This is a genomic window from Bacteroides sp. DH3716P (genome assembly GCF_025914115.1).
In the GTDB taxonomy this organism is placed as follows: Bacteria; Bacteroidota; Bacteroidia; order Bacteroidales; family Bacteroidaceae; genus Bacteroides; species Bacteroides ovatus.
In genome coordinates this window covers 932314-949452 of sequence record NZ_CP083673.1, presented here as the reverse complement: position 1 = coordinate 949452, position 17139 = coordinate 932314, and the positions used below count along the sequence as shown (strand labels likewise).

Genomic DNA, 17139 nt, shown 5'->3' with positions numbered 1-17139 from the left:
TTTTTTCGTAGGCGCTCTAAGGATTTATCACTTATTTCGCTGCCAATAAATTTAGAGAATATGGGAAAAATTATTGCTTTGGCCAATCAAAAAGGCGGTGTAGGAAAGACAACGACTACGATTAATCTCGCAGCTTCACTTGCTACACTGGAAAAAAAGGTACTCGTGATAGATGCCGACCCGCAAGCTAATGCCTCTTCCGGTCTGGGAGTAGACATCAAGCAGTCGGAATGCACTATCTATGAATGTATTATTGACAGAGCCAACGTACAGGACGCTATCCTTGATACGGAGATTGATTCTTTGAAAGTAATCTCTTCGCACATCAATCTCGTAGGAGCAGAGATTGAAATGCTGAACCTCCCAAACCGAGAAAAGATACTAAAAGAAGTACTCACCCCTTTGAAGAAAGAATATGACTATATCCTGATAGACTGTTCGCCTTCATTAGGACTGATCACGATCAATGCCCTGACGGCAGCCGACTCCGTGATTATCCCCGTTCAAGCTGAATATTTTGCTCTTGAAGGTATCAGCAAATTGTTGAATACCATCAAAATCATCAAGTCGAAACTGAATCCGGCTTTAGAAATCGAAGGTTTCTTACTGACAATGTATGACTCTCGTCTGCGTCAGGCTAATCAGATTTACGACGAAGTGAAACGTCATTTCCAGGAACTGGTATTCAACACCGTTATTCAACGAAATGTGAAATTGAGCGAAGCTCCCAGCTACGGTGTCCCGACCATCCTTTACGATGCGGAATCTACCGGCGCCAAAAACCACCTGGCTCTTGCTAAAGAGATTATCAACCGAAATAAATAAAAGAAAGAAGAAGATATGGCAACACAAAAAAGAAATGCATTAGGACGTGGTCTCGACGCCTTGCTCTCAATGGATGATGTGAAAACCGAAGGGTCTTCTTCCATTAATGAAATAGAGCTGGCAAAGATTACTGTCAATCCCAACCAGCCCCGCCGTGAGTTTGACGAAACAGCATTACAGGAACTGGCTGATTCCATTGCGGAAATCGGTATCATCCAACCTATCACTTTACGCAAACTCTCGGACGATGAGTATCAGATCATCGCGGGAGAGCGTCGTTATCGTGCATCACAAAGAGCAGGACTGAAAACGATCCCTGCTTATATACGCACTGCCGACGACGAAAACATGATGGAAATGGCGCTGATTGAAAATATCCAGCGTGAAGACCTGAATGCCGTAGAAATCGCACTAGCCTACCAGCATCTGCTCGATCAGTACGAACTGACACAGGAACGTCTTAGCGAACGTATCGGAAAGAAACGAACGACGATCGCCAACTACCTGCGCTTACTGAAATTGCCGGCTCCGATACAGATGGCCCTGCAAAACAAGCAGTTGGACATGGGACATGCCCGTGCACTGATTTCATTAGGCGACCCTAAACTACAAGTTAAAATATTCGAAGAAATACAAGAACACGGATATTCAGTCCGCAAAGTAGAAGAAATTGTTAAATCATTAAGCGAAGGAGAAGCTGTGAAAAGCGGCACACGGAAAATAACACCCAAACGTGGCAAACTTCCTGAAGAATTCAACTTATTGAAGCAACAACTCTCCGGCTTTTTCAACACCAAGGTACAACTCACCTGCTCTGAAAAGGGAAAAGGCAAGATCAGTATTCCTTTCGGGAACGAGGAGGAACTGGAACGTATCATGGAAATCTTCGATACGCTAAAGAAGTAAATGACAAGAAAAAGTAAGAAATATCAGTTACTAGTCAGCGCCCTGCTTCTCTGTTTTTTACAGGTGGCAGGGATTGATGTGTATGCACAATCCACTGTTACTCCGGCACGGAAAGATACAACAATCATACAGCGCGAAGCGCCGAAAGCCCGTGCACGAAGGCATCGTGATCCGATTATACAGGACTCGGTGAAGAAGGATTCTATCCAAATCATACCATCCAAAGAACTTCCGGCCATCGACAGTTTGTCAGCTGCTAAAATACAGATAGCGGACAGCTTGGATGCAGCCAACAAGAAAGAGCTGAAAAAGATAGAGCAACCTGCCTCCATTGTTGTAAAGACCGACACTGTGCCGCCACCTGCTCAAGATATTAACAAGAAAATATTTATCCCGAATCCGACCAAAGCAACGTGGTTGGCAGTCGTATTCCCCGGTGGAGGACAGATTTACAACCGTAAATACTGGAAATTACCTATTATATATGGGGGATTTGCTGGTTGTGCTTACGCCTTAAGTTGGAACGGTAAGATGTACAAAGACTATTCGCAAGCCTATCTGGACATTATGGACAGCAATCCGAATACGAAAAGTTACGAAGATTTGTTGCCCCCGAACTCCACTTATAATGAGGAGCAGCTAAAAAACACACTAAAACGAAGAAAAGATATGTTCCGTCGTTATCGGGACCTTAGTATATTTGCTTTTATCGGAGTTTATCTGATCTCTATCATCGACGCTTATGTAGATGCAGAGTTGTCTAACTTCGATATAACCCCCGACTTGAGCATGAAAGTAGAACCGGCTGTTATCGACAATAACAACCAGTTCCGCTCTAGCAGTTTAAAAAGCAAGTCGGTTGGTCTGCAATGCGTATTACGATTTTAAAAACACAATTTAGATTGATCTTATTATTGAAGCATGAAGAAATTAGTTAACTATTGTTCGATTATTTTTCTTTTACTGGTGGCAACGTCGCAGGTAAAAGCGCAAAGTGTAGATGTAGTGATTCGTGAAAATGGAACTGAACGCAAAGAAAGCATCGACCTGCCTAAAAGTATGACATATCCACTTGACAGTCTGTTGAACGACTGGAAAGCCAAAAATTATATTGACTTAGGCAAAGATTGCAGTACAGCTGAAATCAACCCTTTATTCAGCGACTCTGTCTATATCGACCGCTTGTCACGCATTCCGGCTATCATGGAAATGCCTTATAATGATATTATCCGCAAATTCATCGATATGTATGCAGGACGCTTGCGTAATCAGGTTTCTTTCATGTTGAGTGCCTGCAACTTCTATATGCCGATTTTTGAAGAAGCATTGGATGCATACGGACTTCCACTGGAACTTAGATATCTCCCGATTATCGAATCTGCACTGAACCCCTCTGCCGTGTCGCGCGCAGGCGCTTCCGGTCTGTGGCAATTTATGATCGGTACAGGTAAGATCTATGGCTTGGAATCAAACAGCCTGGTAGATGAACGACGCGACCCGATTAAAGCAACTTGGGCTGCCGCACGTTATCTCAAAGAAATGTACGATATCTATGGAGACTGGAATCTTGTGATTGCTGCTTATAACTGTGGTCCCGGTACAATCAATAAGGCAATCCGCCGTGCCAATGGCGAAACTGATTATTGGAAAATCTACAATTATCTGCCTAAAGAAACACGTGGCTATGTGCCTGCCTTTATCGCTGCCAACTATGTGATGACTTACTACTGCGATCACAATATCTGCCCGATGGAAACTAATATTCCGGCAAGTACTGACACAGTGCAAGTAAACAAAAATCTGCACTTCGAACAAATCGCTGACCTTTGTAATGTACCTCTGGATCAGATCAAGAGTCTGAATCCGCAATATAAGAAGCAAATGATTCCGGGTGACAGCAAACCTTATACGTTAAGACTGCCTATTGACGCGATCAGTACTTTTATCGATAAGCAAGATACGATTTATACGCATCGTGCCGATGAGTTGTTCCGCAACCGGAAAACCGTTGCTGTAAAGGATATTACACCTGCAACCCGCAAAACGACATCAGCAGTTGCCGGTAAGGGAAATCTGACCTATTATACAATAAAAAGTGGAGACACTTTATCCACTATTGCCAGAAAGTATGGTGTCACAATTAAGGATATACAAAGGTGGAATGGAATGTCTAGCACTAAAATTGCAGCAGGAAAACGATTGAAAATATACAAATAAATAACTTCCTGCTTGCATCGTTCGGAAATTTGCTTATTTTTGCAGAACTAAGCAAGTGAAAGGATAACAATTATGGATAATCTGGCCCCCAAAGAAATAGCTGACGAAGAGATGATTAATCAGGCGTTCCACGAACTACTGAATGATTATCTCAATACTAAGCATCGCAAAAAAGTTGAAATCATTACGAAGGCTTTCAACTTTGCCAATCAGGCGCATAAAGGTATCAAACGCCGTTCGGGCGAACCTTATATTATGCACCCGATTGCCGTTGCCAGCATTGTATGCAATGAAATAGGTCTCGGTTCCACTTCTATATGTGCAGCCTTGCTGCATGATGTGGTAGAGGACACTGATTACACAGTGGAAGACATCGAGAATATCTTTGGTCCGAAGATCGCCCAGATTGTGGACGGACTGACTAAAATATCCGGTGGAATCTTCGGTGACCGCGCTTCGGCACAGGCAGAGAACTTCAAGAAGTTGCTGCTCACCATGTCGAACGACATCCGGGTCATTCTTATCAAGATAGCAGACCGCTTGCACAACATGCGTACCCTTGGTTCCATGTTACCCAACAAGCAATATAAGATTGCAGGCGAAACGCTTTACATCTATGCTCCACTTGCCAACCGCTTGGGGCTTTATAAGATAAAAACGGAGCTTGAGAATCTAAGCTTCAAATATGAACATCCCGAAGAATATGCGGAAATAGAAGAGAAGTTGAATGCTACTGCCGCTGAACGTGACAAGGTTTTCAACGACTTCACGGCCCCGATTCGTACCCAACTGGATAAGATGGGATTGAAATACCGGATACTTGCCCGTGTAAAATCAATCTATTCCATCTGGAACAAGATGCAGACCAAACATGTTCCTTTCGAAGAAATATACGATTTACTGGCTGTTCGAATCATCTTCGAACCACGTAATGAAGAAGAAGAGCTCAATGACTGTTTCGATATCTACGTTTCTATCTCCAAGATATACAAACCCCACCCGGACCGTTTGCGCGATTGGGTCAGCCATCCTAAAGCTAATGGTTATCAGGCATTGCACGTCACTCTGATGGGTAACAACGGACAATGGATTGAAGTCCAGATTCGTAGTGAACGGATGAATGACGTTGCCGAACAAGGTTTCGCAGCCCACTGGAAATACAAAGAAGGAGGAGGCAGCGAGGATGAAGGTGAATTGGAAAAATGGTTAAGAACGATTAAGGAGATATTAGATGATCCGCAACCGGATGCCATTGACTTTCTGGATACCATTAAGCTAAATTTATTTGCTTCTGAAATATTCGTGTTCACTCCTAAAGGCGAACTGAAGACTATGCCGCAGAACTCTACGGCTCTCGACTTTGCATTTTCCCTGCACACGGATATTGGTAGCCATTGTATTGGCGCCAAAGTCAATCATAAATTAGTGCCGTTGAGCCACAAATTGCAAAGTGGTGACCAAGTTGAAATCCTTACTTCAAAATCGCAACGCGTACAACCGCAATGGGAAGTTTTTGCAACCACTGCCCGTGCCCGCGCCAAGATAGCAGCCATTCTCCGCAAAGAGCGTAAAGCAAACCAGAAGATAGGAGAAGAAATCCTTAGTGAGTTTCTGAAAAAGGAGGAAGTCCGTCCGGAAGAAGCTGTTATCGAAAAGCTACGCAAACTGCATAATGCCAAGAATGAGGAAGAACTGCTGGCTGCCATTGGCAGTAAAGCAATCGTTTTGGGAGAAGCGGACAAGAATGAACTGAAAGAAAAGCAAACCAGTAACTGGAAGAAATATCTGACTTTCTCTTTCGGCAATAGCAAAGAGAAGCAGGAAGAGAAAGAACCGCAGGAAAAAGAAAAAATCAACCCGAAAGAGGTGCTCAAACTGACGGAAGAAAGTTTGCAGAAGAAATATATCATGGCCGAATGTTGCCATCCTATTCCCGGTGATGATGTATTGGGATATGTGGATGAAAACGACCGGATCATTATCCACAAACGCCAATGCCCTGTTGCCGCCAAACTGAAGAGCAGTTATGGCAACCGTATATTAGCAACAGAATGGGATACACACAAAGAATTATCTTTCCTGGTATATATATATATAAAAGGTATAGACAATATGGGACTTTTGAATGAAGTCACCCAGGTTATCTCCAGGCAGCTCAATGTAAATATCCGTAAGCTAACCATCGAAACCGAAGATGGTATCTTTGAAGGAAAAATTCAGTTATGGGTACATGATGTGGATGATGTAAAAACCATCTGCAACAATCTGAAGAAAATACAGAATATCAAACAGGTGAGCCGTGTAGAAGAATAGCTTTCAAACGGTAAATAAGAAAACGATGAACGGTGAATAAGTTGCAGTATCATGCAAATTGTTCACCGTTCATTTTGTTATGAGGTTTCTTGCCTATCGAATCCATGATCGATTAGCATTTATTTATTCCCGTCCATCCAATTCGCGTTTAATAGCCAAAAGCTCTTCTTTTATCGCTTTCAGCTTATTTACAATCTCATAATTACGAACCGTAGCTTCTTTATTATCCTTCAAACGTTGCCGGGCACCGGGAAGTGTCATGCCCTTTTCTTTTACCAAATGATAGATAAGACCGATCGTTTCTACGTCTTCTTTGCGGTACTGACGTATTCCTCTTCCCGCTGTCTTAGGAGAGATTTGCGGAAATTCCTTTTCCCAAAAACGGAGCAATGACGGATTGACTCCGAACATGTCGGCAACCTCCCCTATTGAATAATATAGCTTCAATTCTTTGTCTGTATTAAGCATAACACTCCTGTTTTAAGATTTTAATCGAATACTTTACCATGATTGGCTGCCAACTGAATCATCTTTTCATAATCTTCGGCACTCAAATCCATGAAATAATAATTGACCGGATTCACTACCTGCCCTTTCACGTGCACTTCATAATGCAGATGCGGACCGGTACTTTTTCCTGTACTACCCACTTTTCCGATAATCTCACCACGTACCACTTTCTTTCCGACTTTCGTATTAAATCCCTGCAAGTGAGCATACCGAGTGAGATACCCGAAGCCATGATCTATCTCAATGGTATTACCATATCCGGTTTCCCATCCCACTTTCACCACTGTTCCGTTTCCGGTAGCATATACATCCGTTCCCGGATGAGCAGAGAAGTCCATGCCTGCATGGAACTTTGTCGTACCATAAATAGGATCGATACGTGTACCATAACCGGATGCTGTCTGACGAAGATCCTTATTCGAAATAGGCTGTATGGCCGGAATACATTTCAGCATCTCATCATGGTTCTTACACATATCAATCACATCATCGAAAGATTTCGACTGGATATAAAGCCTTTTGGAAAGCACGTCCAATTTTTGAGTCATGTTCACCACCAGCTTGGCATTCGCCAAATCCATCAGTTCTTCGTAACGGTTCGTCCCGCCATAACCTGCCTGACGAATAGCCGGAGAAACAGGATCTGCCTGTAAAATCACTCGATACAGATTATCGTCACGTTGCTGAATATCCTGAAGCACCCCCATAGCGTCGTCCAAACGCCGGGAAAGCACATTGTACTGCGCCAAAAGACGGCTGTTTTCAATTCTTAATTCCTTCTCCGACGGAGAACCAAAAATCAAAAGCAATACAATAAAGCAACCTGCTCCCAACCCCATTCCATAGAAAAGCCGACGCAGGATACTAAGCGCACGCTGCCGTACGGTAGGGTAAATTCGATCATAAGTCTGGGTCTGTGGATTATAGATGTAGTATACTTTGCGCATCTTTTTGGAAATATTTCGCTTGTTAATACGGCAAAAGTAATAAAAACAAGCTATCTTTGCACAGTTTTTACGAATTTATGAGTTGTGATTTATGATTTATTGGGGATTCTTCCCCTCTCTCATATCCCACAGCCCATAATTCATAATTCATAAATCATAATTCTTCATTATATGTTGACTGCAAAAGAGATCAGAGATTCATTCAAGAATTTCTTTGAGTCGAAAGGACACCACATCGTTCCCTCGGCTCCGATGGTGATTAAAGATGACCCTACCCTGATGTTTACGAACGCGGGTATGAACCAGTTTAAAGATATTATTTTGGGTAACCATCCGGCGAAATACCAAAGAGTCGCGGACTCGCAAAAATGTTTGCGTGTAAGCGGAAAGCATAATGACCTGGAAGAAGTAGGACACGATACGTACCACCACACCATGTTTGAAATGCTTGGTAACTGGTCGTTCGGCGATTACTTCAAGAAAGAAGCGATCAGCTGGGCGTGGGAATATCTGGTAGAAGTCTTGAAACTGAATCCGGAACATCTCTATGCAACCGTATTTGAAGGAAGTCCCGAAGAAGGATTGAGCCGTGACGACGAAGCTGCTTCTTATTGGGAACAGTTCTTGCCAAAGGATCACATCATCAACGGTAACAAACACGACAACTTCTGGGAAATGGGTGATACAGGACCTTGCGGACCTTGTTCCGAAATCCATATCGACCTCCGTCCTGCTGAAGAACGCGCCAAGATCTCCGGTCGCGACCTCGTGAACCACGATCATCCGCAGGTAATTGAAATCTGGAATCTCGTATTCATGCAATACAACCGCAAAGCAGATGGCAGCCTTGAGCCGCTTCCTGCAAAGGTTATTGACACCGGTATGGGATTCGAACGCCTTTGTATGGCTTTACAAGGAAAAACATCCAACTACGATACAGACGTATTCCAGCCAATGCTGAAAGCTATTGCAGCTATGTCGGGTACAGAATACGGAAAAGATAAGCAGCAGGACATCGCCATGCGTGTAATTGCCGACCATATCCGTACTATTGCATTCTCTATCACAGACGGTCAGTTGCCTTCTAACGCGAAAGCTGGTTATGTGATCCGCCGTATCCTTCGCCGTGCTGTTCGTTACGGATATACTTTCCTCGGACAGAAACAGGCATTTATGTATAAGTTGCTTCCTGTATTGATTGATAATATGGGAGAAGCTTATCCTGAGCTGGTTGCACAAAAGACACTGATTGAAAAAGTAATCAAGGAAGAAGAAGAATCATTCCTCCGCACTTTGGAAACTGGTATCCGTCTATTGGACAAGACAATGGAAGATACCAAAGCCAATGGAAAAACTGAAATCAGCGGTAAAGATGCTTTTACTTTATATGATACATTCGGTTTCCCGCTCGACTTGACAGAGCTGATTCTCCGTGAAAACGGAATGACTGTCAACATTGAAGAGTTCAATGAAGAAATGCAGCAACAGAAACAGCGTGCACGTAATGCCGCCGCCATCGAAACAGGTGACTGGATTGTACTGAAAGAAGGGACTACTGAATTCGTTGGTTACGATTACACTGAATACGAGGCTTCTATCCTTCGTTACCGTCAGATCAAACAAAAGAACCAGACATTGTATCAGATTGTACTCGACTATACTCCGTTCTATGCAGAAAGTGGTGGTCAGGTAGGTGATACAGGTGTATTGGTGAGCGAGTTCGAGACGATTGAAGTGGTCGACACAAAGAAAGAGAATAATCTTCCGATACATATTACCAAAAAGCTACCCGAACATCCGGAAGCTCCGATGATGGCTTGTGTAGATACCGACAAACGTGCTGCCTGCGCAGCCAATCACTCGGCGACCCACTTGCTGGATGCTGCTTTACGTGAAGTATTGGGTGAACACATCGAACAGAAAGGTTCATTGGTTACACCGGATTCATTGCGTTTCGACTTCTCTCACTTCCAGAAAGTGACCGATGAAGAAATCCGTAAAGTTGAACATATCGTCAATGCAAGAATCCGCGCTAATATCCCATTGAAAGAATATCGCAATATTCCTATCGAGGAAGCTAAAGAGTTGGGAGCTATCGCTCTCTTTGGTGAAAAGTATGGCGACAGAGTTCGTGTGATCCAGTTCGGCACTTCTATCGAGTTCTGCGGTGGTACACACGTAGCTGCAACCGGAAATATCGGTATGGTAAAAATCATCTCCGAAAGTTCTGTTGCTGCCGGCGTTCGCCGTATTGAAGCTTATACCGGAGCACGCGTGGAAGAAATGCTGGATACAATACAAGATACACTTAGCGACTTGAAGGCTCTCTTCAACAATGCTCCTGACTTGGGTATTGCAATCCGCAAATATCTGGATGAAAATGCAGGATTGAAGAAGCAGGTGGAAGACTTCATGAAAGAAAAAGAAGCAGCGCTGAAGGAAAGACTGTTGAAGAATATACAAGAAATTCACGGCATCAAAGTGGTTAAGTTCTGTGCTCCGCTACCGGCAGAAGTAGTGAAGAATATCGCTTTCCAACTTCGTGGTGAGATTACAGAAAACTTGTTCTTCGTTGCCGGAAATATAGATAACGGAAAACCGATGCTGACAGTCATGCTTAGCGACAATCTGGTTGCGAGTGGTCTGAAAGCTGGCAATTTAGTGAAAGAAGCTGCCAAACTAATTCAAGGCGGTGGCGGTGGTCAGCCTCACTTTGCAACCGCAGGAGGTAAAAACACTGACGGACTACCGGCAGCTGTTGAAAAAGTACTGGAGCTAGCAGGAATCTAAAAGTAAATGAAAAGGAGTCTAATAAAAAGATAATAGGCTCGTTTTACATAAAGATTTAAAATTAGGCGCAGATTACGCGAATTACACGGATTTTTTATTCTTAAAACCGTGTAATCTACGAAATCCGCGCCTAAATATTACACTAATCGAGGCACCGATAAGCACTGTCCGGCACCGAGGAATATCGACCGGATGTAGAAGTCTATTTGTCTCTCTTAAAAAATATTAAGCCTATAATTTAGGCTTGTCACAGTTTTTTTCTACCTTTGTGACCAGATTAATTATTTTTCTTATCCTTCAAATAAATAAAATAAGTAATCACTAATACCTAAAGAATGATGAGAACACCTGCTTATCTATGCCTGCTGTTAACCTGCATGCTCATTTCTTGTACCCCTACGCAAGAAAAACACGAAATAGATTACACATCTTATGTAAATCCATTTATCGGAACAGACTTCACTGGAAACACTTATCCTGGTGCCCAAGCTCCTTTCGGCATGGTGCAACTTAGCCCGGATAATGGACTCCCCGGATGGGACCGTATCTCTGGTTATTTCTATCCGGATAGTACGATTGCCGGTTTCAGCCACACGCATCTCTCCGGCACTGGAGCGGGAGATTTGTATGACATCTCTTTCATGCCTGTCACTCTTCCCTACAAAGAAGCGGAAGCACCGCTTGGCATCCATTCTAAATTCTCCCACAAGGATGAAAGTGCTCATGCCGGTTATTATCAAGTACGCCTGACTGATTATAACATCAACGTCGAACTGACTGCCACCGAGCGTTGTGGTATCCAACGTTATACGTTTCCGGAAGCCCAATCTGCTATCTTCTTAAATCTGAAGAAAGCCATGAACTGGGATTTTACCAACGATTCTCATATCGAAGTCGTAGACTCCGTCACCATTCAAGGTTACCGTTTCTCCGACGGCTGGGCACGCGATCAACACATCTATTTCCGCACCCGATTCTCCAAGCCTTTTGAGAAAATGGAACTGGACACAACTGCCATCATCAAAGACAATAAACGTATCGGCACCGCTGTTATCGCCCGCTTCGATTTCAATACCCAAAAGGATGAACAGATATTAGTAAACACTGCCATTTCCGGTGTCAGTATGGAAGGAGCAGCCAAAAACCTGCAAGCTGAAGTCCCCGAAAATGACTTCGACAAATACTTGGCTGAAACAAAAGCAAACTGGAACCGCCAGCTCGGAAAGATTGAAATAAAAAGCGATAATGAGAACGATAAAGTAAACTTCTACACCGCTCTTTATCACTCAATGATTGCTCCAACTATTTACAGTGATGTAGACGGAGCTTACTACGGCCCCAATAAGAAAGTGCACCAAGCCGACGGCTGGGTTAATTATAGCACTTTCTCCCTATGGGATACATATCGTGCCGCCCACCCGCTCTTTACTTATACCGAACCCGAGCGTGTCAACGACATGGTGAAATCCTTCATCGCCTTCTACGAACAGAATGGCCGCCTACCGGTGTGGAACTTCTACGGAAGTGAAACAGACATGATGATCGGCTATCATGCTGTACCTGTTATTGTAGACGCCTATCTGAAAGGAATCGGCGACTTCGACGCAAAGAAAGCCTTGGATGCTTGCATAGCAACGGCTAATCTGGATAATTACCGCGGCATCGGACTCTACAAAGAATTAGGATACATACCTTACAACGTAACAGACCACTACAACGCAGAAAACTGGTCGTTATCCAAAACACTGGAATACGCTTTCGATGACTATTGCATTGCCGAAATGGCGAAGAAGATGGGCAAACAAGACATTGCGGACGAATTTTACAAACGTTCTCAAAACTACAAGAATGTATATAACCCCGCTACTTCTTTCATGCAGCCACGTGACGACAAAGGCATCTTTATCAAGGACTTCAAAGCCGATGACTATACGCCACACATCTGCGAAAGCAACGGATGGCAATACTTTTGGTCTGTACAGCATGACATTAACGGACTGATCGACCTTGTAGGAGGTAAAAACCGATTTGCCGAAAAACTGGACAGTATGTTCACCTATCATCCGGCAGCAGATGACGAACTACCTATCTTCAGCACGGGCATGATAGGACAATATGCGCATGGCAATGAACCGAGCCATCATGTTATTTATCTGTTCAATGCTATAGGACACGAAAATCGCACACAAGAATATGTAGCCAAAGTGATGAACGAGCTCTACAAGAACGAACCAGCCGGTCTTTGTGGCAACGAAGATTGCGGACAGATGTCAGCATGGTATGTATTCAGTGCGATGGGATTCTACCCCGTCAATCCCGTCAGTGGAAAATACGAGATAGGTACTCCCCTATTCCCGGAAATGCAATTACATCTGGCGAATGGAAAGACTTTCACCGTACTGGCCCCCAAAGTGAACAAAGAAAATATCTATATCCAATCCATCAAAATAGATGGAAAACCGTATGACAAAACATATCTTACTCACGAGCAAATCATGAGTGGAGCAACTGTCGAATTCGAAATGAGTAACACCCCTAAAGCAATTGGAGTCATATTCGAAGAAAATAACCCATAAGCCAAACCAGAACAACCAATTGAGAGAATGAACGAAAACTTCGATATAACCTATAAAGCACTATTTCGCCGGTACTATCCCAGCCTGATTTTCTATGCTACCCGTCTGGTGGGAGAAGAAGAAGCAGAGGATGTAGTGCAGGACGTATTTGTAGAATTATGGAAGCGAAAAGACCACATAGAGATAGGCGACCAAATCCAGGCCTTTCTCTATCGTGCCGTTTACACCCGTGCCCTTAACGTCTTGAAACACCGCAGTGTGGAAGAAGGTTATTGTGTTGCCATGGAAGAAATCAACCAAAGACGCGCAGAATTCTATCAACCGGACAACAACGAAGTGATTCGGAGGATCGAAGATAAGGAACTCCGCAAGGAAATTCATGATGCAATTAATGAGCTCCCTGACAAATGCAAAGAGGTTTTCAAACTTAGCTATCTGCATGATATGAAAAACAAGGAAATAGCCGATATTCTCGGAGTTTCACTCCGCACGGTGGAAGCCCATATGTATAAGGCTTTAAAATACTTGCGTGGCCGACTCGATCCTCTTTGGGCGATTCTTTTCTTATTTTTATGGCGATTATAATAAGTGTTTTTGCGTTTTGAATTGTATTACTAATATGAAGGAAAAGAAAATGAGTAATCTGAGTGAAGAAATAATAAACAGATATCTGACAGGACAGTGTTCTGAAGAAGAGCTTATCGAGGTCAATGCCTGGATGAAGGAATCGGAAGAAAACGCCCGCCAGCTCTTTCGTATGGAAGAAATTTATCATTTGGGTAAATTCGACCAGTACACTGATGAACAACGGATACTTCGTGCGGAAAAACAACTCTATAAAAAGCTGGACGAAGAGAAAGGTAAACAGAGCAAAATACTAAGCATGCATCGCTGGATGAAATATGCCGCAGTGATTGCTGCAATGTTGGTCATGGGTGGTGGAATCGGATATTGGTTCTATCAAAGCGGAAACAATCAACAAATGATGGTCGCAGTAGCCAGCGAAGGCATTGTTAAGGAGGTAGTCTTACCGGATGGTAGCAAGGTTTGGCTGAACAATGCAGCAACCTTGAAATATCCACGTGAGTTCTCCGAAAAGGAACGCAATGTCTACCTGGAAGGAGAAGCTTATTTTGAGGTCACCAAAAACCGCCATAAGCCATTCACCGTTCAAAGTGATGCAATACGCGTACGCGTATTGGGAACTACGTTCAATTTAAAATCCGATAAACGTTGCCGAATAGCAGAGGCGACACTTATTGAAGGTGAGATTGAAGTAAAAGGCAATAAGGAAGAGGGGCAGATTATCCTCACTCCGGGACAACGTGCAGAACTGAACAAAAATAATGGACGATTGACCGTGAAACAAGTGGATGCCAAGTTGGATGCTGTTTGGCACGATAATCTGATTCCATTCCAAAAAGCAGATATCTTCACCATCACCAAAGCGCTGGAGCGTTTCTATGATGTGAAAATCATTCTGTCTCCTGACATTCAGACGGGTAAAACTTACTCCGGTGTACTGAAAAGGAAATCGAATATCGAGTCAGTGTTGAAATCATTGCAAAACTCTATACCTATTGATTATAAAATTGTCGGAAACAATATCTTCATTTCTCCCAAATAAGAAGTAAAAGATGAACCGGCTAAAACTTAAAAGCTATTAATACCATGAAATTAAAAACATTCCTAATAGTAGGATGTTTAGGAGGTTTATTCACACTTAGCTCCTGTACAGCCCCCACTAATGTAAAAGACTATAGTGCTTACGTCAACCCTTTCATCGGTACCGGTGGACATGGTCATACCTTCCCCGGAGCGGTAGTTCCCCACGGGATGATTCAGCCCAGTCCGGACACCCGGATCGATGGTTGGGATGCTTGTTCCGGTTATTATTATGCCGACTCTACCATCAATGGCTTCTCACACACCCACGTCAGCGGTACAGGTTGTTGCGACTATGGAGATGTCTTGCTCATGCCAACTGTGGGTAAACAACAATATCGTACAACCGATCCCCAAAGCCAACGCCTAGCATACGCTTCCTCTTTCTCACATAAGAATGAAATCGCAGAACCAGGATATTATTCTGTCTTTCTTGATACTTACCAGGTGAAAGCTGAAATTTCATCCACCAAACGAGGAGCAATCCATCGCTATACTTTTCCCGAAAACGCCGAATCCGGATTTATCATCGACCTGGATTACAGCCTGCAACGACAGACTAACTCCGAGATGGAAATAGAAGTAATAAGCGATACGGAAATCTGTGGACACAAGAAAACAACTTATTGGGCTTTCGACCAATATATCAACTTCTACGCTAAATTTTCCAAGCCATTCTCTTATACGCTCGTTACGGATTCTATCACCATGGACAATGGCAAACGGCTTCCTGTCTGCAAAGCATTATTGCATTTCAACACCAGTAAAGACGAGCAGGTTCTTGTTAAAGTAGGTGTGTCCGCTGTCGATATTGCCGGTGCACGGAAGAACGTTGAATCAGAAATTCCCGGATGGGATTTCGAGAAAGTACGTAAAGACGCACGTACGGCATGGAATGAATATCTTTCCAAAATTGATATTACAACTTCCGATAAAGAAGATAAAGCCATCTTCTACACGGCCCTCTATCATACGGGAATCAGTCCAAATCTGTTCACTGATGCAGACGGACGTTATTTAGGAATGGATCTTGAAGTGCATCAAGGAGACACCCTTAATCCGATATACACTGTATTTTCTTTATGGGATACTTTCCGTGCGCTACATCCGCTAATGACTATCATTGATCCTGATCTGAATAATCACTTTATCAATTCGTTAATTAAGAAGCATCAGGAAGGTGGGATATACCCCATGTGGGACTTGGCTTCCAATTACACCGGCACTATGATTGGTTATCATGCTGTTCCGGTCATCGTGGATGCCTACATGAAAGGGTATCGCAATTTTGATGCCAAAGAGGCTTATAAAGCCTGCCTGCGTGCCGCCGAATATGACACTACCGGCATCAAATGTCCGGATTTGGTATTGCCTCATCTCATGCCTAAAGCAAAATATTATAAGAATGCCATCGGATATATCCCTTGTGACCGCGAAAACGAATCAGTGGCCAAAGCTCTGGAATATGCGTATGATGACTGGTGTATCTCTATCTTTGCAGAAGCAATGAGTGATTTTGAATCCAAAGCAAAGTATGAACGCTTTGCCAAGGCGTACGAATTTTATTTCGACAAATCAATCCGCTTCATGCGTGGACTGGACTCAAAAGGTGAATGGCGTACTCCATTCAATCCGCGTGCATCTACTCACCGCAGCGATGATTATTGTGAAGGAACAGCTTGGCAATGGACTTGGTTTGTGCCGCATGATGTAGAAGGATTAGTCAATCTGATGGGTGGAGAAGATGCTTTTGTCCAGAAACTCGATTCCTTATTCTCGGCCGATTCATCACTTGAAGGTGAGACAACCTCATCAGATATCAGCGGACTTATCGGGCAATATGCACATGGAAACGAACCAAGTCACCATGTGATCCATCTATATAACTACGTTAACCATCCTTGGAGAACTCAAGAGTTGGTGGATAGCGTTTACCGAAGTCAGTATACCAACAGTATAGACGGTCTTTCGGGTAATGAGGACTGCGGTCAGATGTCTGCCTGGTATATACTCAACTCTATGGGATTCTATCAGGTATGTCCCGGCAAGCCGGTATATTCCATCGGACGTCCTGCCTTCGACAAAGCAGTTATCAATCTGCCTGAAGGAAAGACTTTCAGTATTGTAGTAAAGAATAATGGGAAAAAGAATAAATACATTGAAAGTGTATTGCTGAACGGTAAAGCTCTAAACATTCCATTCTTTAACCATCAGGATATTGCGAATGGAGGAACGATGGAAATCAAGATGACCGATCATCCTACGAAATGGGGAGTCCTCTCTCCAGCTCTCTCCTCCAAAGAAGAGGAATGAGTTGGTACTAGCTGTTCAAATTGAATAAAAAAAACAAAACCTTGAAAAATAAATTGGCTCAATCGATTTCTGATTCG

At 43.3% G+C, this 17139-nt stretch carries 12 protein-coding genes; 10 read left to right on the top strand and 2 right to left on the bottom strand.

Annotated elements, in window-relative coordinates:
* Positions 1–60 precede the first annotated feature (60 nt).
* From KQP79_RS03265 to KQP79_RS03245, 5 genes are all read left to right on the top strand, one after another.
* Positions 61–825: a ParA family protein gene (locus KQP79_RS03265; protein WP_004310990.1), complete on the top strand. Its 765-nt coding sequence runs from the start codon at positions 61–63 to the stop codon at positions 823–825.
* 15 nt (positions 826–840) lie between these two features.
* Positions 841–1731 carry a ParB/RepB/Spo0J family partition protein gene (locus KQP79_RS03260; RefSeq protein WP_004301392.1) on the top strand — a complete coding sequence of 297 codons (891 nt, stop codon included), beginning with the start codon at positions 841–843 and terminating at the stop codon, positions 1729–1731.
* On the top strand, positions 1732–2619 hold the full coding sequence (locus KQP79_RS03255; protein ID WP_004315141.1) for a DUF5683 domain-containing protein: 888 nt from the start codon (positions 1732–1734) through the stop codon (positions 2617–2619).
* Between the two features lie 33 nt (positions 2620–2652).
* Positions 2653–3948, top strand: coding sequence for a lytic transglycosylase domain-containing protein (locus tag KQP79_RS03250; protein WP_004301388.1), 1296 nt, complete (start codon positions 2653–2655; stop codon positions 3946–3948).
* Positions 3949–4020: 72 nt separating this feature from the next.
* Positions 4021–6261, top strand: a complete 2241-nt coding sequence (locus tag KQP79_RS03245) for a RelA/SpoT family protein (protein ID WP_008776780.1) — start codon at positions 4021–4023, stop codon at positions 6259–6261.
* A 123-nt stretch (positions 6262–6384) separates the two neighbouring features.
* Here KQP79_RS03245 and KQP79_RS03240 read toward each other — a convergent pair whose 3' ends face one another.
* Together KQP79_RS03240 and KQP79_RS03235 are read right to left on the bottom strand one after the other, a co-directional pair.
* Positions 6385–6729 carry a MerR family transcriptional regulator gene (locus tag KQP79_RS03240; RefSeq protein ID WP_004301384.1) on the bottom strand — a complete coding sequence of 115 codons (345 nt, stop codon included), beginning with the start codon at positions 6727–6729 and terminating at the stop codon, positions 6385–6387.
* A gap of 20 nt (positions 6730–6749) precedes the next feature.
* On the bottom strand, positions 6750–7718 hold the full coding sequence (locus KQP79_RS03235; protein ID WP_234120531.1) for a M23 family metallopeptidase: 969 nt from the start codon (positions 7716–7718) through the stop codon (positions 6750–6752).
* 171 nt (positions 7719–7889) lie between these two features.
* Between KQP79_RS03235 and alaS the strand changes: the two genes are divergently transcribed.
* The 5 genes from alaS to KQP79_RS03210 all read left to right on the top strand — a co-directional run bounded on the left by alaS (position 7890) and on the right by KQP79_RS03210 (position 17062).
* Positions 7890–10508 carry an alanine--tRNA ligase gene (alaS, locus tag KQP79_RS03230; protein ID WP_004305396.1) on the top strand — a complete coding sequence of 873 codons (2619 nt, stop codon included), beginning with the start codon at positions 7890–7892 and terminating at the stop codon, positions 10506–10508.
* Positions 10509–10846: 338 nt separating this feature from the next.
* Positions 10847–13084, top strand: a complete 2238-nt coding sequence (locus tag KQP79_RS03225) for a GH92 family glycosyl hydrolase (protein ID WP_061448267.1) — start codon at positions 10847–10849, stop codon at positions 13082–13084.
* A 27-nt stretch (positions 13085–13111) separates the two neighbouring features.
* Positions 13112–13669: an RNA polymerase sigma-70 factor gene (locus tag KQP79_RS03220; protein ID WP_061448266.1), complete on the top strand. Its 558-nt coding sequence runs from the start codon at positions 13112–13114 to the stop codon at positions 13667–13669.
* Between the two features lie 34 nt (positions 13670–13703).
* The gene (locus KQP79_RS03215) at positions 13704–14711 is read left to right on the top strand and encodes a FecR family protein (RefSeq protein ID WP_008650585.1); all 1008 of its coding nucleotides are present in this window, start codon (positions 13704–13706) and stop codon (positions 14709–14711) included.
* Between the two features lie 44 nt (positions 14712–14755).
* Positions 14756–17062 (top strand): GH92 family glycosyl hydrolase, encoded by a 2307-nt coding sequence (locus KQP79_RS03210; protein WP_004315134.1) that lies wholly within the window; start codon positions 14756–14758, stop codon positions 17060–17062.
* Positions 17063–17139 lie beyond the last annotated feature (77 nt).